The organism is Streptomyces sp. WAC 06738, from assembly GCF_003945505.1.
Taxonomy (GTDB): domain Bacteria; phylum Actinomycetota; class Actinomycetes; order Streptomycetales; family Streptomycetaceae; genus Streptomyces.
On sequence record NZ_CP029618.1, the window covers coordinates 6,378,035 to 6,393,319 of the forward strand.

At 73.6% G+C, this 15,285-nt stretch carries 17 protein-coding genes; 11 read left to right on the forward strand and 6 right to left on the reverse strand.

Annotated elements, in window-relative coordinates:
• Nucleotides 1-7: 7 nt before the first annotated feature.
• The 3 genes from DMB38_RS27980 to DMB38_RS27990 all read left to right on the forward strand — a co-directional run bounded on the left by DMB38_RS27980 (nt 8) and on the right by DMB38_RS27990 (nt 2,079).
• Complete coding sequence (locus DMB38_RS27980) at nt 8-859, forward strand: AraC family transcriptional regulator (protein ID WP_125937468.1); 852 nt, start codon at nt 8-10, stop codon at nt 857-859.
• Nucleotides 860-988: 129 nt separating this feature from the next.
• The gene (locus DMB38_RS27985; protein WP_125937469.1) at nt 989-1,774 is read left to right on the forward strand and encodes an AzlC family ABC transporter permease; all 786 of its coding nucleotides are present in this window, start codon (nt 989-991) and stop codon (nt 1,772-1,774) included.
• Nucleotides 1,771-2,079 carry an AzlD domain-containing protein gene (locus DMB38_RS27990; protein WP_047018432.1) on the forward strand — a complete coding sequence of 103 codons (309 nt, stop codon included), beginning with the start codon at nt 1,771-1,773 and terminating at the stop codon, nt 2,077-2,079. Before DMB38_RS27985 ends, DMB38_RS27990 begins: the two co-directional genes overlap by 4 nt.
• Before the next feature lie 119 nt (nt 2,080-2,198).
• Here DMB38_RS27990 and DMB38_RS27995 read toward each other — a convergent pair whose 3' ends face one another.
• On the reverse strand, nt 2,199-3,104 hold the full coding sequence (locus DMB38_RS27995; protein WP_125937470.1) for a hypothetical protein: 906 nt from the start codon (nt 3,102-3,104) through the stop codon (nt 2,199-2,201).
• Between the two features lie 90 nt (nt 3,105-3,194).
• Between DMB38_RS27995 and DMB38_RS28000 the strand changes: the two genes are divergently transcribed.
• Both DMB38_RS28000 and DMB38_RS28005 read left to right on the forward strand, forming a co-directional pair.
• Nucleotides 3,195-3,389, forward strand: coding sequence for a DUF3046 domain-containing protein (locus DMB38_RS28000; protein ID WP_027752675.1), 195 nt, complete (start codon nt 3,195-3,197; stop codon nt 3,387-3,389).
• Nucleotides 3,390-3,425: 36 nt separating this feature from the next.
• Entirely contained in the window at nt 3,426-4,757 is a 1,332-nt protein-coding gene (locus tag DMB38_RS28005) for an AI-2E family transporter (RefSeq protein WP_240662505.1), read from the forward strand.
• On the opposite strand, the gene DMB38_RS28010 is transcribed toward DMB38_RS28005, so the two are convergent.
• Entirely contained in the window at nt 4,754-6,178 is a 1,425-nt protein-coding gene (locus DMB38_RS28010) for a HAMP domain-containing sensor histidine kinase (RefSeq protein ID WP_125937471.1), read from the reverse strand. The genes DMB38_RS28005 and DMB38_RS28010 overlap by 4 nt on opposite strands.
• Nucleotides 6,179-6,190: 12 nt before the next feature.
• Nucleotides 6,191-6,934 (reverse strand): response regulator transcription factor, encoded by a 744-nt coding sequence (locus tag DMB38_RS28015; protein ID WP_125937472.1) that lies wholly within the window; start codon nt 6,932-6,934, stop codon nt 6,191-6,193.
• Between the two features lie 259 nt (nt 6,935-7,193).
• Between DMB38_RS28015 and DMB38_RS28020 the strand changes: the two genes are divergently transcribed.
• The 5 genes from DMB38_RS28020 (at nt 7,194) to DMB38_RS28040 (ending at nt 12,345) form a co-directional block, all read left to right on the forward strand.
• Nucleotides 7,194-7,973 (forward strand): amino acid ABC transporter ATP-binding protein, encoded by a 780-nt coding sequence (locus DMB38_RS28020; protein WP_125937473.1) that lies wholly within the window; start codon nt 7,194-7,196, stop codon nt 7,971-7,973.
• A 36-nt stretch (nt 7,974-8,009) separates the two neighbouring features.
• Nucleotides 8,010-8,858 (forward strand): glutamate ABC transporter substrate-binding protein, encoded by an 849-nt coding sequence (locus DMB38_RS28025; protein WP_047018438.1) that lies wholly within the window; start codon nt 8,010-8,012, stop codon nt 8,856-8,858.
• A gap of 116 nt (nt 8,859-8,974) precedes the next feature.
• Nucleotides 8,975-9,646 (forward strand): amino acid ABC transporter permease, encoded by a 672-nt coding sequence (locus tag DMB38_RS28030; protein WP_047018439.1) that lies wholly within the window; start codon nt 8,975-8,977, stop codon nt 9,644-9,646.
• On the forward strand, nt 9,643-10,617 hold the full coding sequence (locus tag DMB38_RS28035) for an amino acid ABC transporter permease (RefSeq protein ID WP_125937474.1): 975 nt from the start codon (nt 9,643-9,645) through the stop codon (nt 10,615-10,617). Before DMB38_RS28030 ends, DMB38_RS28035 begins: the two co-directional genes overlap by 4 nt.
• A gap of 141 nt (nt 10,618-10,758) precedes the next feature.
• Nucleotides 10,759-12,345: an FAD-dependent monooxygenase gene (locus DMB38_RS28040; RefSeq protein ID WP_125937475.1), complete on the forward strand. Its 1,587-nt coding sequence runs from the start codon at nt 10,759-10,761 to the stop codon at nt 12,343-12,345.
• Between the two features lie 68 nt (nt 12,346-12,413).
• Here DMB38_RS28040 and dapF read toward each other — a convergent pair whose 3' ends face one another.
• The 3 genes from dapF to miaA form a co-directional block, all read right to left on the reverse strand.
• A complete protein-coding gene (gene dapF / locus DMB38_RS28045) occupies nt 12,414-13,280 on the reverse strand; it encodes a diaminopimelate epimerase (protein ID WP_125937476.1) in 867 nt (288 codons plus the stop codon).
• Nucleotides 13,281-13,348: 68 nt separating this feature from the next.
• Entirely contained in the window at nt 13,349-13,807 is a 459-nt protein-coding gene (locus DMB38_RS28050) for a hypothetical protein (RefSeq protein ID WP_164716222.1), read from the reverse strand.
• Between the two features lie 112 nt (nt 13,808-13,919).
• The gene (miaA, locus tag DMB38_RS28055; protein WP_125937477.1) at nt 13,920-14,858 is read right to left on the reverse strand and encodes a tRNA (adenosine(37)-N6)-dimethylallyltransferase MiaA; all 939 of its coding nucleotides are present in this window, start codon (nt 14,856-14,858) and stop codon (nt 13,920-13,922) included.
• 180 nt (nt 14,859-15,038) lie between these two features.
• Here miaA and DMB38_RS28060 point away from each other — a divergent pair, with 180 nt between their 5' ends.
• Nucleotides 15,039-15,275, forward strand: coding sequence for a hypothetical protein (locus DMB38_RS28060; RefSeq protein WP_125937478.1), 237 nt, complete (start codon nt 15,039-15,041; stop codon nt 15,273-15,275).
• The last annotated feature ends 10 nt before the right edge of the window (nt 15,276-15,285 follow it).

Here is a 15,285-nt window from a genome sequence, read left to right on the forward strand (position 1 = left end):
TGTCCCCATGGGGTCGCGTACGGCGCGGGCGTCGGGCGACGCCGATCGCGAGTGGGCCCGGCACTGGCGCTACACCAGCCTGCCCGGCCTCGACCTGCTGCGCGCCCGCTACGTCGGGCACACCTTCCCCACCCACTCCCACGACGGCTACGTCTTCGGCGCCGTCACCGCAGGCGTGGAGGCCGTCGGGATGCCGGACGGCACGCTCCTCGCCGGCCCCGGCACCGTCGTCATGATCAACCCCGAGGTGCCGCACACGGCCCGCGCGGGCGCCGCGGAGGGCTGGTCGTACGCGACGCTCTACCCGACCGCGGACCTGGTCGCCGAGGTGGCGGCGGAGGTCACCGCCATCGGGGGCACCGCGGGCTTCGGCGAGACCATGGTCGACGACCCCGGCGGCGCCCGCCTCATCACCGAGGTGCACCGGGCCGCGGAGGAGGACAACCCGCTGGCCGCCGACAGCGTGCTGCGCGTCGTGCTGGCCCGCCTGCTGCGCCGCCACGGCGCGCGGCTCCCGGGGCGCGTGGTGGCGTCCGCGGGCGCGCGGACCGCGGCGCGGGCGCGGGCGGTGCTCTACGAGCGGATGGCGGCGCCGCCGACGCTGGAGGCGCTGGCGGCGGAGCTGGGCACGTCACCCTTCGCGCTGCTGCGCGCCTTCAAGGAGGCGTACGGCACGCCGCCGCACCGCTGGCTGACCGACGCCCGGGTACGGCGCGCGCGGCGGCTGCTGGACGAGGGGCTGCGGCCGTCGGAGGCGGCGGTGACCGTGGGGTTCACCGACCAGCCGCATCTGAACCGGCACTTCACCCGCATCGTGGGCGTGCCCCCGGGCGCGTACCGGCGGGAGCGGGCGGGCTGAACGGACGGGCTGAGCGGGCCGGGTGGCGCGGGACTGCGCGTCACGCGGTCGCGTGGGCGGGCCCGGGTGGGCGGGGTCGCGCAAGAACGTACAAGACCGGTCGGACCCCGGCCGCATAACGTCCGGCGCATGGCCACAGAAGCACAGCCTCCGTCCACCGCAGATCCCGCGCCCGAGGACCGCACCGCCCTGCGCGACGGCCTCGGGGTCGGGGTCGCCGTCGGGCTCTCCGGGTTCGCGTTCGGCGTCACCGCGGCCGGCGCCGGGCTCAGCGCCGCGCAGGCGTGCGCCATGAGCCTGCTGATCTTCACCGGCGCCTCGCAGTTCGCCCTCGCCGGTGCGGTGGCCGCGGGCGGCGGCCCCTTCGCCGCCGCGGCCGGGGCCTTCTTCCTCGGCGTACGGAACGCGTTCTACGGGCTGCGCCTGGCGCCCATGCTCCGGCTGCCCCGGGCGCTGCGGCCGCTCGCCGCCCAGTGGGTCATCGACGAGACGGCCGTCGTCACCATCGCCCAGCCCACCCGCCGCGCCCAGCGCATCGGCTTCGCCGTCACCGGACTCACCCTCTACGTCTGCTGGAACGTCACCACCCTCGTCGGCGTGCTCGGTGCGGAAGCCATCGGCGACACCGCCGCCTGGGGCCTGGACGCCGCCGGGCCCGCGGTGTTCCTGGCGCTGGTGGGGCCGATGCTGACGGGGACCGTGGAGCGGGCCACCGCCCTCGTCGCGGTCGCGCTCGTCCTCGGCACGCTGCCGGCGCTGCCCGCCGGGACGCCGGTGCTGGTCGCCGCGCTGGCGGCGCCGCTGGTGCTGGCGCTGCACGGGAGGCGCACGCGCGGGCGCGCGCAGGGTGACCCTCCGGACGGCACGGACCGCACAGACGGCACGGACGCGCGCGAGGCGGAGGGTGCCGCGTGACCACCTGGCTTGCGATCGGGCTCACCTTCGCCGGCTGCTACGCGGTCAAGCTGCTCGGCCTCTCCGTCCCCTCGGGCGCCCTGGAGCGCCCGCTCGTCCGGCGCCTGGCCGCCCTGCTGCCCGTCGCGCTGCTGGCGGCGCTCACCGCGCAGCAGACGTTCGCCGACGGCACCGCGCTGGTCCTCGACGCCCGCGCCGCGGGACTGGCGGCGGCCGGCGCCGCACTGCTGCTGCGGGCGCCGTTCCTGGTCGTGGTGGCCGCCGCGGTGGTCGTGACCGCGGCGGTACGCGCCGTGGCCGGCTGACCGACTCCGGGGCGTGCGCGGGCCGACAAGGGCCGGTGCCCGCGCACGCCCCGGCCTCCGCCGCACGCCCCTGTCCGCCCCGTGCGCCCCCACACCTCTCCGCGTGCCGCCGAGTGTCGTCAGATCCGCCCGTACGCCCGCAGCGTCAGCAGCGCCTCCAGCGTCGCCAGCGGCCGCGCCTCCAGCTCCGCCCCCGGCGACCAGCGCCGCCACGCCACCGGCCAGCCGCCGTCCGCCCGCTGGTTCGCCGCCAGGAAGTCCAGCGACCGCTCCATCTCCGCGTCGCTGAACCACCGCCGCGCCAGCGACGCGGGCCGCCTGGCGAAGTCGTGCGGATGGTGGTGCTCGCCCGGCGCGTGGCCCTCCGCGGCCGGCTCCGCGTGCGCCCGGGCCGGGTCCAGCAGCACCAGCCGCTCGGCGCGCACCAGCCGGCCCAGCCGCTCCGCGGCGGCCTCGGCGCGCCGCCGGTCGGGCACGTGGTCGAGGAAGGCGACCGCGGCCTCCGCCTCGTACGGACGGCTGCCGCGCAGCGTCTCCACGGCGTGCCAGCAGAAGTCGGTGGCGCGGAAAAGCCAGGCGTGCCAGATGTCGTTGCGGTGCAGCAGTCCCACGACCGGCGCGGTGGTCAGCAGCGCGCTCGGCGGGTCCGCGGGCACCGGCAGCCACGGCGCGGCCGGGTAGCCGCGCAGCGACGGGTGCACGGCGGGCAGGGCGCCGTCGTGGTTGGAGACGGCGGTCAGGTAGCGGCAGACGTCCTCCGCGCGGCGGCCGGTGCAGCGGCCGAGGGAGTCGAGGATCCGCAGCGCGTGCGCCGTGTGCAGCGGCTGGCTGCCGGGACCGCGCAGGTCGGGGTCGAGAGCGTGCCCGTAGCCGCCGTCGGCGTTCCGGTACGCCTCCAGCGCCTTCTCCACCCCGTCGGCGTCGGCGGCGCCGGGCACGAAGTGGTGCGCGAACCGGCGCTGCTCCAGTACACGGGCGGTCAGCCAGATGAACTCTGCGGCGCGGACCTGCGGGGAGTCAGCCATGGGGCGACGTTACGAGCACGGCGGGGCCGACCGGGAGGCCAACGGGCCGGGAGCACTCTCAAGTGCACGTACGCGCGGGATAATGGACGCATGCGGTTGACGGTCTTCTGGCAGCGGATGCGCGACTACTTCGGCGAGCCCTACGTCGACTCCTTCGCCCGCGACCACGTGATGTCCGAGCTGGGCGGGCGTACGGTCCGCGAGGCGCTGGACGCGGGGTGGGACGCGCGCGACGTCTGGCGCGGGGTGTGCGCGGCGATGGACATCCCGGCGGAGATGCGCTGACGCCGCCGCGGCGGACGTCGGCCACACTGTTCGTCCATGGCTGCATCATCGGCTGCTTCCGACGGCACCGCCCGCGCACGAGAGACCCCGCCGGTCCCGGACGCCCGCACCGCCCCGGACGCCCAGGACGCCCCCTCCACGCCCGGCACGCCCCCGGGCGACGGCACCCCGCCCGCGAGCCCCCGCGAGCGCATGCCCCCCTGGCTGCCCCGCGCGATCGTCCTCGCGCTGGCCCTCTTCGCCTGCTTCCACGTCGCCGAGTGGGCCTTCCACGAGCTGTACGGGCTGCTGCTCAACATCCTGGTGGCCTTCTTCATCGGGCTGGCCTGCGAGCCCGCCGTCGACCGGCTCGCGGCCCGCGGCATGCGCCGCGGCGCCGCCACCGCGCTGGTCTTCCTCGGGGTGCTGGCGGCCGCCGCGGCGTTCGTCGCCGCCCTCGGGTCGCTGGTCGCCGACCAGGTCCGGCTGATCGTCGAGAACTTCCCCGCCTACGTCGAGTCCCTCGTCGAGTGGATCAACGAGCAGTTCGGCACCGAGCTGCGCGTGGACGACCTCCAGCAGGACTTCCTGAAGTCCGAGGTCGTACGCGACTACCTGCAGCGCAGCGCCGACAACGTGTGGGGCATCTCCACCACCGTCCTCGGCGGCCTCTTCACCGCGCTCACCGTAGTGCTGTTCGCCTTCTACTTCACCGCCGAGGGGCCGCGGCTGCGCCGCGCGATCTGCTCCGTACTGCCGCCTGCGCGGCAGGCAGAGGTGCTGCGCGCCTGGGAGATCGCGGTCGCCAAGACCGGCGGCTACCTCTACTCGCGCGGCCTGATGGCCATCGTCTCGGGCATCGCCCACTACATCGCGATGCTGCTTCTGGACGTGCCGTACGCGCCCGCGCTCGCGGTGTGGGTGGGGGTGGTCTCGCAGTTCGTGCCGACCGTGGGCACGTACATCGCCGGAGCGCTGCCCATCCTGCTGGCGTTCACCGTCGGGCCGTGGACGGCGGTGTGGCTGATCGGGTTCGTGATCCTGTACCAGCAGCTCGAGAACTACCTGCTGCAGCCGCGGATCACCGCGAAGACCGTGAACATACACCCCGCCGTGGCCTTCGGCTCCGTCATCGCGGGCGCCGCGCTGCTCGGCGCGGTGGGCGCGCTGATCGCGATCCCGGCGACGGCGACGCTCCAGGCGTTCCTCTCCGCGTACGTACGCCGCTACGAGGTCGACGCCCGCGTCCAGGAGCAGCGCCCCCTGCGCCGCCGCGGCCCCGCCCGGCTGACCCGGATCCGCGCGCTGCTGCGCCACCCCAGCGCACCACCCGGCGCGAACCCCGGCCCGGAGCCCGCGGACTCCGGCGACGCACCCCGCGCGCCCTAACCGCCCTCCCGCACGCCGCCCTCCGGCGCCGTGCGCGGCACCGCGATCGTCACCCGGAGCCCCTCGGGCTCGTTGCGTTCATACGAGATACGTCCCCCGCCCGCCGCCAGCAGCGCCCGGGCGATGGACAGGCCGAGACCCGAGCCGGAGACGTTCTGATGCCGTCCGCTGCGCCAGAAGCGGTCGCCGATGCGGCCCAGCTCCTCGTCGGTGAGCCCGGGCCCGCGGTCGGCGACGGCGACCGTCACCTCGTCGCCCGCCGTGTCCACCCGCACCTCCACCTCGCCGCACCGCGGCGAGAACTTCACGGCGTTGTCGACCACCGCGTCCAGCGCGCTGGACAGCGCGACCTCGTCCGCCCAGCCGGTCACGGCCGGGGCGCCGGACAGGAACAGCCGTACGTCCTGTCCCTCGGCCAGCGGGCGCCAGCTCGCGACCCGCTCCGCCGCCAGCCGGGCCACGTCGGTCACCCGCAGGTCGGCGGGGGAGTGCTCGGCCAGCGCCAGATCCAGCAGGTCGTCCAGCACCCGCGCCAGCCGGGCGCCCTCCGCCTGCACCGAATCGATCTCGGCCGCGGCCTGCGGCGCCTCCAGGCGCAGCAGCTCGATGCGGAGCAGCAGAGCGGACAGCGGGTTGCGCAGTTGGTGGGAGGCGTCCGCGACGAAGGTGCGCTGCTGCTCCAGGACGCTCTCGACGTTGTCCGCCATCTCGTTGAAGGACCCCGCGAGCCGGCGCAGCTCCGGCGGCCCGCCCGCGGCGGCGACGCGGGACTTCAGCCGGCCGGTGGCGATGTCGTGGGTGGCCTTGTCGAGCACGCGCACGGGCCTGAGCACCCAGCCGGTCAGCCGGTACGCCGCCGCCACCGCGACCGTCATCGCGGCGGCGATGCCGGCCCCGAGCCAGAGCCAGCCGGTGAGCGTGCGCGAGCGCATGGCCCCGGTGGGCGAGTCGGTGACCACGACGGCGACCACGTCCCCGTCCCGTACGACCGGGGAGGCGACGGTCAGCCGGTCGTCCTGCCAGGGCCAGACCTGCGGGGGGTCGTGGCTGCGGCGGCCCGCCAGGGACTCCGAGAAGGCCCGGTCGCCCTCGGCGCGGGCCATGGCCCGCCAGCCGGCGGGGGCGGCGGCCATCGCGGAGCGGTCGCGGTAGTAGACGCCGGCGCGGATGCCGTAGAGGTCGTGGTACCGGTGCAGCTCCTCCTGGAGCGCGCGCAGCCGCTCGTCCTCGGCCGGCGGACGGGCCTCGTTGCGGGAGGCGACGTACTGCGCGAGGGACGCGAAGCGGGCGGTGTCGTCGATCCGGTCCACGATCACGCGCTGCTGCTCCTGCCCGGCGATGCGGTCGGCCAGCGGGAAGCCGAGCGCGAGCAGCATGCCGGCCATGAGCACGATGAGCAGGGGGAGCAGACGGGTACGCATAAGGAGAGGGCCTCAGCCGCCCGGCGGGGGCACGAGGCGATAGCCCACGCCGCGCACGGTCTCGATGAGCGCGGGCAGGCCGAGCTTGCTGCGCAGGGAGGCGATGTGGACCTCCAGGGTCCGGCCCGTACCCTCCCAACTGCTGCGCCACACCTCGCTGATGATCTGCTCCCGCCGGAACACCACTCCGGGACGCGCCGCGAGCAGCGCGAGCAGGTCGAACTCCTTGCGGGTGAGCTGCACCTCCGCGCCGCCGACGCTGACCCTGCGGGAGTGGGGCTCCAGCGTCACGGGGCCCACGACCAGCGGCGCCGCGGTCTCCTCGGCCCGCTCGCCGGCCGCGGCGGGACCCGCGCCGCCGGGCCCCGCGGCGGGCTCCGGCTCCGCCGCCGCCGTGCGCCGGGCGACGGCGTGCACGCGCGCGAGGAGCTCGCCCGTGTCGTACGGCTTGACGACATAGTCGTCGGCACCCAGGTTGAGCCCGTGGATCCGGGACCGGACGTCGGAGCGCGCGGTCACCATGATCACGGGAGTGCCGGTCAGCTTGCGGATACGTCCGCACACCTCGAAGCCGTCCTGGTCGGGCAGCCCCAGGTCCAGCAGGACCACGTCGAAGGGGGCCAGCTCGCTGTGGAGCAGCTCCTGCAGCGCCTCCTGGCCGCTGTGGGCCATGCCCACCTCGAAGCCGTGCCGGGCCAGCACCGCGGAGAGCGCGGTGGCCACGTGGTCGTCGTCCTCGACGAGCAGCAGCCTCATCGACCCTCCCGTTCCCTCTCTCGCGTATCGTCTCAGCCCGCACACGAATACAGGCGGATGCGGCCCTGCCGCGTCAAGTCCGGCCAGGTCACCCAGCGGTTTCCGTTGTGTGACAGGTACGGAGAGCGGCGCCCCGATTCCGCCCATTGTGTCCGATTGCAGCCGGATCGTTATGCTCAATTTCCCCTCAGATGTGATGACGCTGGTCGCGGCTGCTCACTAAGGTCCAGGCAACCGAAAAGGACGGAGCAAGACGCGGATGACCGAGGTTTCGACGGCCAAGGACGCCGTCCCGGCGGCGGGCGAACCGCTGGTCGTGCTGGACAACGTCAACAAGCATTTCGGTGCGCTGCACGTGCTCCAGGACATCGACCTGACGATCGCGCGCGGCGAGGTCGTCGTCGTCATCGGGCCGTCCGGGTCCGGGAAGTCCACGCTGTGCCGCGCGATCAACCGGCTGGAGCCGATCGACTCCGGCCGCATCACCCTGGACGGCAAGCCCCTGCCCGCCGAGGGCCGTGAGCTGGCGAAGCTCCGCGCCGACGTGGGCATGGTCTTCCAGTCCTTCAACCTCTTCGCCCACAAGACCGTGCTGCAGAACGTGATGCTCGGGCAGATCAAGGTCCGCAAGAAGGACAAGGCGGCCGCGGAGACCTCCGCCAGGGCCCTGCTCGACCGGGTGGGCGTCGGCAACCAGGCGGACAAGTACCCCGCGCAGCTCTCCGGCGGCCAGCAGCAGCGGGTGGCGATCGCCCGCGCGCTGGCGATGGAGCCCAAGGTGATGCTCTTCGACGAGCCCACCTCGGCCCTCGACCCCGAGATGATCAACGAGGTGCTGGAGGTAATGCAGCAACTCGCCCGGGACGGTATGACTATGGTCGTCGTCACGCACGAGATGGGCTTCGCCCGCTCGGCGGCGAACCGGGTGGTCTTCATGTCCGACGGCCAGATCGTGGAGGAGACGACCCCCGACCAGTTCTTCACCAACCCTCGCAGCGACCGGGCGAAGGACTTCCTGTCGAAGATCCTGCACCACTGAGCTGCCGGCAACACACCAGACAGAAGGATGCTCACCATGAATCTTCGCAAGGTCAGCGCGGCCGCTGCCTGCGCACTCGCCCTCACCGTCACCGCGGCCGCGTGCGGCTCCGACGACGACAGCGGCGACAACGGTGACGGTGGCGGCGGTGGCAAGGACTCCATCACCATCGGCATCAAGTTCGACCAGCCCGGCCTCGGGCTGAAGGAGCCCGACGGCTCGTACTCGGGCTTCGACGTCGACGTCGCCACGTACGTGGCCAAGGAACTCGGCTACTCCGAGGACCAGATCGAGTGGAAGGAGGCGATCAGTGCCGACCGCGAGACCATGCTGGAGCGCGGCGACGTCGACATGATCGCCGCCACCTACTCGATCACGGACGAGCGCAAGCAGAAGGTCGACTTCGCCGGCCCGTACCTGCTGGCCCACCAGGACCTGCTGATCCGCGCCGACGACGACATCACCAAGGGCGAGGACCTCAACGGCAAGACGCTCTGCTCGGTCACCGGCTCCACCTCGGCGCAGAACGTCAAGGACACCATCGCGCCCAAGGCGCAGCTCGCCGAGCGACCCGGCTACTCCGAGTGCCTCGACGCCGTCGCCAACGGCCAGATCGACGCCCTGACCACCGACGACTCCATCCTCGCCGGCTACGCCGCCCAGGAAGCCAACAAGGGCAAGTTCAAGCTCGCCGGGCTCAACCTGAGCAACGAGAACTACGGCGTCGGCATCAAAAAGGGCGACGAGAAGATGAAGACCGACATCGACGCGGCCCTGGAGAAGATGGTCTCCGACGGTTCGTGGGAGAAGTTCATGGACGCCAACCTCGGCCCCGCGAACTACGACTTCGAGCCCGCGCCGAAGATCGGCGACATCAAGCAGTGACCCCGCCGCACCGCCGCCCCGGCGGCGGTGCGACCGCACTGTCAGAGCGGTGGTGTGCCGCCCGGCCCGGGTGGGACACCACCGCGTCCACTTAAGGCGAGAGCGCTGGACTGACGTTGGACATCATCTCCGATTACGACACACAGATTCTGGACGCGTTCTGGGTCACCGTGAAGCTCACCCTGCTGTCCGGTCTCTTCTCCCTCATCTGGGGAACGATCCTGGCGGCCATGCGGGTCAGCCCCGTCCCGCTCATGCGGGGCTTCGGGACCGTCTACGTGAACGTCATCCGGAACATCCCCCTCACGGTCATCATCGTCTTCTGCGCCCTCGGCCTCTCCGACGTGTTCGGCGTCACCCTGGGTGCCGGCATCGACTTCGACTCCAAGTTCTTCCGGCTGGCGGTGCTCGGACTGTCCGCGTACACCGCGGCGTTCGTCTGTGAGGCGCTGCGCTCGGGCATCAACACCGTGCCCGTGGGACAGGCGGAAGCCGCCCGTGCCATCGGGCTGAGCTTCACCCAGGTCCTCGGGCTCATCGTGCTGCCCCAGGCGTTCCGGTCGGTCGTCGGCCCGCTCACGAACGTCCTCATCGCGCTCACCAAGAACACCACGGTGGCGGCGGCGATCGGCGTCGCCGAGGCGGCACTCCTCATGAAGGAGATGATCGAGAACGAGGCCCAGCTCCTCCTCATCTCGGCGATCTTCGCGCTCGGCTTCCTGGTCCTGACCCTGCCGACCGGGCTCTTCCTCGGCTGGGTCGGCAAGAAGGTGGCGGTCAAGCGATGAGTTCCGTTCTCTACGACGCCCCCGGCCCGAAGGCCAAGCGGCGCAACGTCGTCTACACCGTGGTCTTCCTCGTCGTGCTGGCGCTCGGCGTGTGGTGGGTCATCGACAAGCTGAACGAGAAGAACCAGCTCGAATGGGTGCTGTGGAAGCCGTTCTTCACGGATTCCCAGGCATGGACCACCTACCTGCTGCCGGGCCTCGGCGAGACGCTGAAGGCGGCCGGGCTCTCGCTCCTCATCGCACTGCCGCTGGGCGCGCTCTTCGGCATAGCGCGGCTCTCCGACCACGCGTGGGTACGGGTGCCGGCGGGCGCGGTCGTGGAGTTCTTCCGGGCCATCCCGGTGCTGCTCCTGATGCTGTTCGCGAACCAGTTCTACTCCGAGTACACCGACATCAGCAGCGATGAGCGTCCCCTGTACGCCGTCGTCACCGGGCTCGTGCTCTACAACTCCTCCGTGCTCGCCGAGATCGTCCGGGCGGGCATCCTCTCCCTGCCCCGCGGGCAGACCGAGGCCGCCAAGGCCATCGGCCTGCGCAAGGGCCAGATGATGGGCTCCGTGCTGCTGCCGCAGGCCGTCACGGCGATGCTGCCGGCGATCGTCAGCCAGCTCGTCGTCATCGTGAAGGACACCGCGCTCGGCGGCGCGATGATCGGCTTCAGCGAACTGCTCGTCGAGCGGCGCACGCTGGCGTCCAACTACTCCAACGTCTTCGCCAGCTTCATCGTCGTCGCGGCGATCTACGTCGTCGTGAACTTCATCCTGACGTCGCTGGCGAGCTGGCTGGAGCAGGTCGTCCGGCGCGGCAAGCGGACCACCGGCGCGGTGGTCGGGGTCGGGCAGGTCGACGACCTGAGCACCGGCGCCGTAGACGGCGGGGTGGGTATCGCGACCGGCGGGGTCCCTCCAGCGATCTTCAAGGGCGATGCCGATCCCGGCGGTGGAGGCGGTCGCAGAGACGCCGGCAAGTAGCTCGAAGGCAGCCCGAGGGGGCGGCCGGAAGCCCTCGGCTTGACTGCGGTGTGCGGCAGTGGGTTGCATACCCCCTGTGATCGCGCACCGGGCTCCCCACCCCTTAGTACGTAGGCACCATGGCGCCGGAGGCGCATCACCGTGGACCCGGTGATCATCGTCGGGGCGGGCCCGGTCGGGCTCGCCCTGTCGTTGGCTCTGGCACGGCACGCGGTCCCCACCGTCCTCCTCGACGACCGGCCCGCCGGCGACGCCGAGGAGGACGGCAGGCCCGCGGGACCGCGCCCGGCCCGTACCGCCGTGCTGCGCCCCCACACCACCGCGTTCCTCGACCGCCTCGGCGCCGCGGAGACCCGCGAGCACGGCGCCCCGCTCGCAGGCTGGCGGGTGCTGCGCGGCGGCCGGACGCAGGTGCGGGTGGAGTTCGGCGAGGCCGCGGGCCCCGCCCCGCTGCACGTCGCGCAGTCCGCCCTGACCACCACGCTGGCGGCGCTCGCCGACAACTCCCACCACGTGGAGGTCTTCCGCGGCAGCCGGCTGACGGAGCTGACGCAGGAGCCGTACGGCGTCAACGTCCGCACCCGGGCCGGGACCTGGTGGCGCGGGAGCTGGCTCGTCGGCTGCGACGGCGCCCGGTCGACCGTGCGCAAGCTGCTGGAGGTGCCGTACGCCGGCCGCACGGCCGTCGAGCGGCACGCCGTCGCCGCGGTACGGGCCGACCTGCCCTGGTCCGGCGAGGGCGTGCTGTACCGCGGCACCCCGCGCAGCGGACCCGGCGCCGAGTGCGTCGCCAGACCGCTCGGCGACGACCGGTGGCGGCTGGACTGGCTGCTGCCGCCCGGCGGCGGCGTCGTCACCCCGGAGGCCCTCGTCGCGCGGCTGGAGGCCACCCTGCGCGTCTGGACGGGCACCCGCCACCCCTCGTACGAACTCCTCGACACCGGCGTGCACACCGTCCACCACCGGCTCGCCCGCCGCTGGCGCCGCGGTCGCACGCTGCTCGCCGGGGACGCCGCGCACCTCGTCGGCTCGCTGGGCACCCAGCAACTCGACGAGGGCCTCGCCGACGCCGAGAACCTCGCCTGGAAGCTCGGCCGCGTCTGGCACCAGGCAGGACGCGACGACTCCGGCGACGACCTCGTCGACACCTACGTCACCGAGCGCCGCGGCGCCATCAGCGCCCGGCTGCGCGCCGCCGACCAGGTCCGCCCGCTGCTGCGCCGTGCCGGCGGCCTGCGGGCGGCGGTGCGCGGCAAGTCGGCGGCGGAGCTGCTGACGGACGGGCACCTGGGCCGCGGCCGGATAGGCGGCCCGCCGGTGTATGCCACGGCGCCGACGGGTCTGGACGGGGCGGTGGAGGTGGGCACGGCACCCGGCGCTCTCGTCGACGACGTCCAAGTGATCGCCCCGGACGGTTGGACGGGCAGGCTCTCCGAACGGCTGGGGGGCGACCCCCTGGTGGTGCTGGTCGCACCCGGCACCCGGGTCTGGGACCGCAGCCGCTGGATGCAGGCGGGGCTGATGCCGAAGCTGGTGCGGCTCGTGGGCGAACTCCCCGTCCGCGCCCGGCTGCTGGTCGCGGAGACCTACCCGGGCGCGGCGCCGCACACGGTCCTCTACATCCGCCCGGACGGTCATCTGATGGCCGCGCTGGCGGGCGTGCGCGAGGAGTCGATGCGGCTGTGCGCGAACCGGATGCTGGGCCGGCCTGACGACGCGGAGGAGTAGCCGGGCGGAGGAGCGCGGACCGGAGAGGACCGGGGAGCAGGACGGGCCAGGGCGCCGGCCGCCGCCGGCTAGATCCAGCCGGCCGCCGTGTCGCCTTCGGCGACGATGAGGGCCGGGCCCGTCATCTCCACCTCGCCGTCGGGGTGTTCGGTCACCACGAGGCGGCCACCGGGCACATCCACGGTGTACGTCTCCGGGCGGCCCGTCGCCGCCGGGTCCACCCCGTCGCGGCGGGCGGCGGCGACGGCCACCGCGCACGCGCCCGTACCGCACGAGCGGGTCTCACCCGAGCCGCGCTCGTGGACCCGCATCGCCACGTGCCGCGGGCCGCGGTCCACGACGAACTCCACGTTCACACCCTGGGGATACGCCGACGCCGGCGCGACACCCGGCGCCTCGTACAGCCGCCCCGCGTCCGCGAGGTCGGCGACGAACGCCACCGCGTGCGGATTGCCCATGCCCACATTGCGCGCGGGCCAGCTCCGCTCGCCCACCGTGACCGTCACCTCGGCGTCCGGCCCGGCCGCGAGCGCCGCCCGGCCCATGCCGACCGTGATGTCACCGTCCTTCGCCAGGTGGACCCGCCGCACCCCCGCGCGCGTGCCGACCGCCAGGTCGCCGCTCTCCACGAGCCCGGCGTGCTGGAGATAGCGGGCGAAGACCCGCACCCCGTTCCCGCACATCTCGGCGACGCTGCCGTCCGCGTTGCGGTAGTCCATGAACCACTCGGCGTCGGCGGCCATCCGCCGCCCCTCCGGGTGCGCGTCGGACCGCACGACCCGCAACAGGCCGTCACCCCCGATGCCCGCCCGGCGGTCGCAGAGCCGGGCCACGGCGGCCGGGGAGAGGTCGATGAGACCGGCCGGGTCCGGGACGATCACGAAGTCGTTCTCGGTGCCGTGTCCCTTGAGGAAGTGCAGTCGCGCGGTGCTCACTCTGTGATCGTAACCGTCCGCGCCGACAACGCCCCGGCGACGGGGTGGGACCGGGCCCCGGGCGCCGGTCAGCCCAGCCGGGCCACCCGCCAGACGGCGAGCGCGACGACCGCCGCCACCGCCACCGCGTACAGCAGCGCGATCCGCCAGTCCGCGCGCCGCCCCGAGCCGCGCCGCGGCAGCCCCGGCAGCGCGAGACCCACCCGGCGCGCGGCCATCATGGCCCAGCCGGCGGCACAGCAACTGATGAGCAGGCCGAGCATCGCCACGACGGGGCCGCCGCCGCCGAACTCGAAGGCCAGCGGGAACGCGAACATCAGCGAGCCCAGCGCGGCCAGCGCGACGATGGGGGCGAGCTGCCAGAAGCGGAGCAGCCGCGGCGGGCGCAGCTCGCGGAAGGACTCCTGGCCCACAGGCTCCGGCGCGTCGGTGAGATCCCCCGCGAGGTCGTCCGCGGGCTCTGCCACGGGCCCGGCGATCCGGTCGTCCTGCGGCTCCCGTCGACTGTCACGAGGGCCGGCCTCCATAGCCACGTGCCCTCCCAACCTCCGGCGACTTTCAGGCTTCCAGCTCGCCTCGATGATGGCACGGCGGGGAACACCCGCAGTGCCACCGAGGCGTCCCGATGCCATGACGTGATCAGCCTGTGACCGACCGTTCGAGTAGGTCACACGCGGTGTCCGGAAGGCGGTCACGGTCGGCCTCCGAGCCGCTGATCCAGTGCACGCGCGCGTCGCGCCGGAACCATGTCTCCTGCCGCCGCGCGAACCTCCGGGTCGCCCTCACGGTCTCGTCCCGGGCCTCCGCTTCCGTGCACTCGCCGGCGAGGAACGCCAGCACCTGCTGGTACCCCAGGGCCCTGGCGGCGGTACGGCCCTCACGCAGCCCTTCCGCTTCCAGCCGCCGCACCTCGTCCACCAGACCGGCCCGCCACATCCGGTGCACGCGCCGCTCGATCCGGTCCGCCAGTTCCGGCCGCGGCACGGCGATGCCGATCTGGACGGTGTCGTAGACCGACTCGTGCGCCGGGAGGCCGGCCGTGAAGGGGCGGCCGGTCAGCTCGATCACCTCCAGGGCCCGGACGATCCGGCGGCCGTTGCCCGGCAGGATCGCGGCGGCGGCGTCCGGGTCGGCGGCGGCCAGGCGCGCGTGCAGCGGCCCCGGCCCCCCGGCCGCCAGCTCCGCCTCCAGCCGGGCGCGGACGGCGGGGTCGGTGCCGGGGAAGTCCATCGCGTCGACGGCCCCGCGCACGTACAGGCCGGAGCCGCCGACGAGCACCGCGGTGCGGCCGAGGGCGCCGAGCCGGTCGATCTCGGCGCGGGCCAGGCGCTGGTACGCGGCGACGCTGGCGGTCTCCGTGACGTCCCACACGTCGAGCAGGTGGTGCGGCACGCCCTGCCGCTCCGCGGGCGTCAGTTTGGCCGTGCCGATGTTCATCCCCCGGTAGAGCTGCATCGAGTCGGCGTTGACGATCTCGCCGCCGAGCCGGCGGGCGAGCGCGATCCCGAGCTCGGACTTGCCGGTGGCCGTGGCCCCGACGACCGCGACGACCTGGGGACGGGGGGTGGTCTCTGTCACGCGGCAAGTCTCGCAAACAACGGGACACCCCTCGAACGAGTGACGTAACGCGGTGTCCTCGGGGTCGTTTCCCGTTCCGAGGTTCCGAACGCCGGTTTACGGACCGGGCCCCCGGGCGGCGCAATGAGCCGTTCCGGACGGCGCGGAATTTCGCCCACACGAGTCAGTTATGGAGTAGAGATGGGCGTTTTTGCCAAGCTTCTTCGTCGCGGCGGATCGAGCGGGGAGGGGCAGGCCGCCAAGGAGCCGGCGCCCGCCGCGGAACCGCCGGCCGGGGAGGCCGCGGCGACCGCGGCGCAGCCGGAGGCCGCCGGGGAGCCGGCGAACGCGGAGGCCGCGGCCGCCGCGGGGATCCCGAAGCAGCAGTCGGCCGAGGGGGCCGCGGACAGTGACGCGGGCGACGAGGCCCGCAAGTAGGACCCCGGGA

What these genes read in the sequence shown, in the direction of transcription:
- DMB38_RS27980 (WP_125937468.1), top strand. Translation starts at nt 8, where the DNA reads ATGGGGTCGCGTACGGCGCGGGCGTCGGGCGACGCCGATCGCGAGTGG.
- DMB38_RS27985 (WP_125937469.1), top strand. Translation starts at nt 989, where the DNA reads ATGGCCACAGAAGCACAGCCTCCGTCCACCGCAGATCCCGCGCCCGAG.
- DMB38_RS27995 (WP_125937470.1), bottom strand. Translation starts at nt 3,104, where the DNA reads ATGGCTGACTCCCCGCAGGTCCGCGCCGCAGAGTTCATCTGGCTGACC.
- DMB38_RS28000 (WP_027752675.1), top strand. Translation starts at nt 3,195, where the DNA reads ATGCGGTTGACGGTCTTCTGGCAGCGGATGCGCGACTACTTCGGCGAG.
- DMB38_RS28005 (WP_240662505.1), top strand. Translation starts at nt 3,426, where the DNA reads ATGGCTGCATCATCGGCTGCTTCCGACGGCACCGCCCGCGCACGAGAG.
- DMB38_RS28010 (WP_125937471.1), bottom strand. Translation starts at nt 6,178, where the DNA reads ATGCGTACCCGTCTGCTCCCCCTGCTCATCGTGCTCATGGCCGGCATG.
- DMB38_RS28015 (WP_125937472.1), bottom strand. Translation starts at nt 6,934, where the DNA reads ATGAGGCTGCTGCTCGTCGAGGACGACGACCACGTGGCCACCGCGCTC.
- DMB38_RS28020 (WP_125937473.1), top strand. Translation starts at nt 7,194, where the DNA reads ATGACCGAGGTTTCGACGGCCAAGGACGCCGTCCCGGCGGCGGGCGAA.
- DMB38_RS28025 (WP_047018438.1), top strand. Translation starts at nt 8,010, where the DNA reads ATGAATCTTCGCAAGGTCAGCGCGGCCGCTGCCTGCGCACTCGCCCTC.
- DMB38_RS28035 (WP_125937474.1), top strand. Translation starts at nt 9,643, where the DNA reads ATGAGTTCCGTTCTCTACGACGCCCCCGGCCCGAAGGCCAAGCGGCGC.
- DMB38_RS28050 (WP_164716222.1), bottom strand. Translation starts at nt 13,807, where the DNA reads ATGGAGGCCGGCCCTCGTGACAGTCGACGGGAGCCGCAGGACGACCGG.
- DMB38_RS28060 (WP_125937478.1), top strand. Translation starts at nt 15,039, where the DNA reads ATGGGCGTTTTTGCCAAGCTTCTTCGTCGCGGCGGATCGAGCGGGGAG.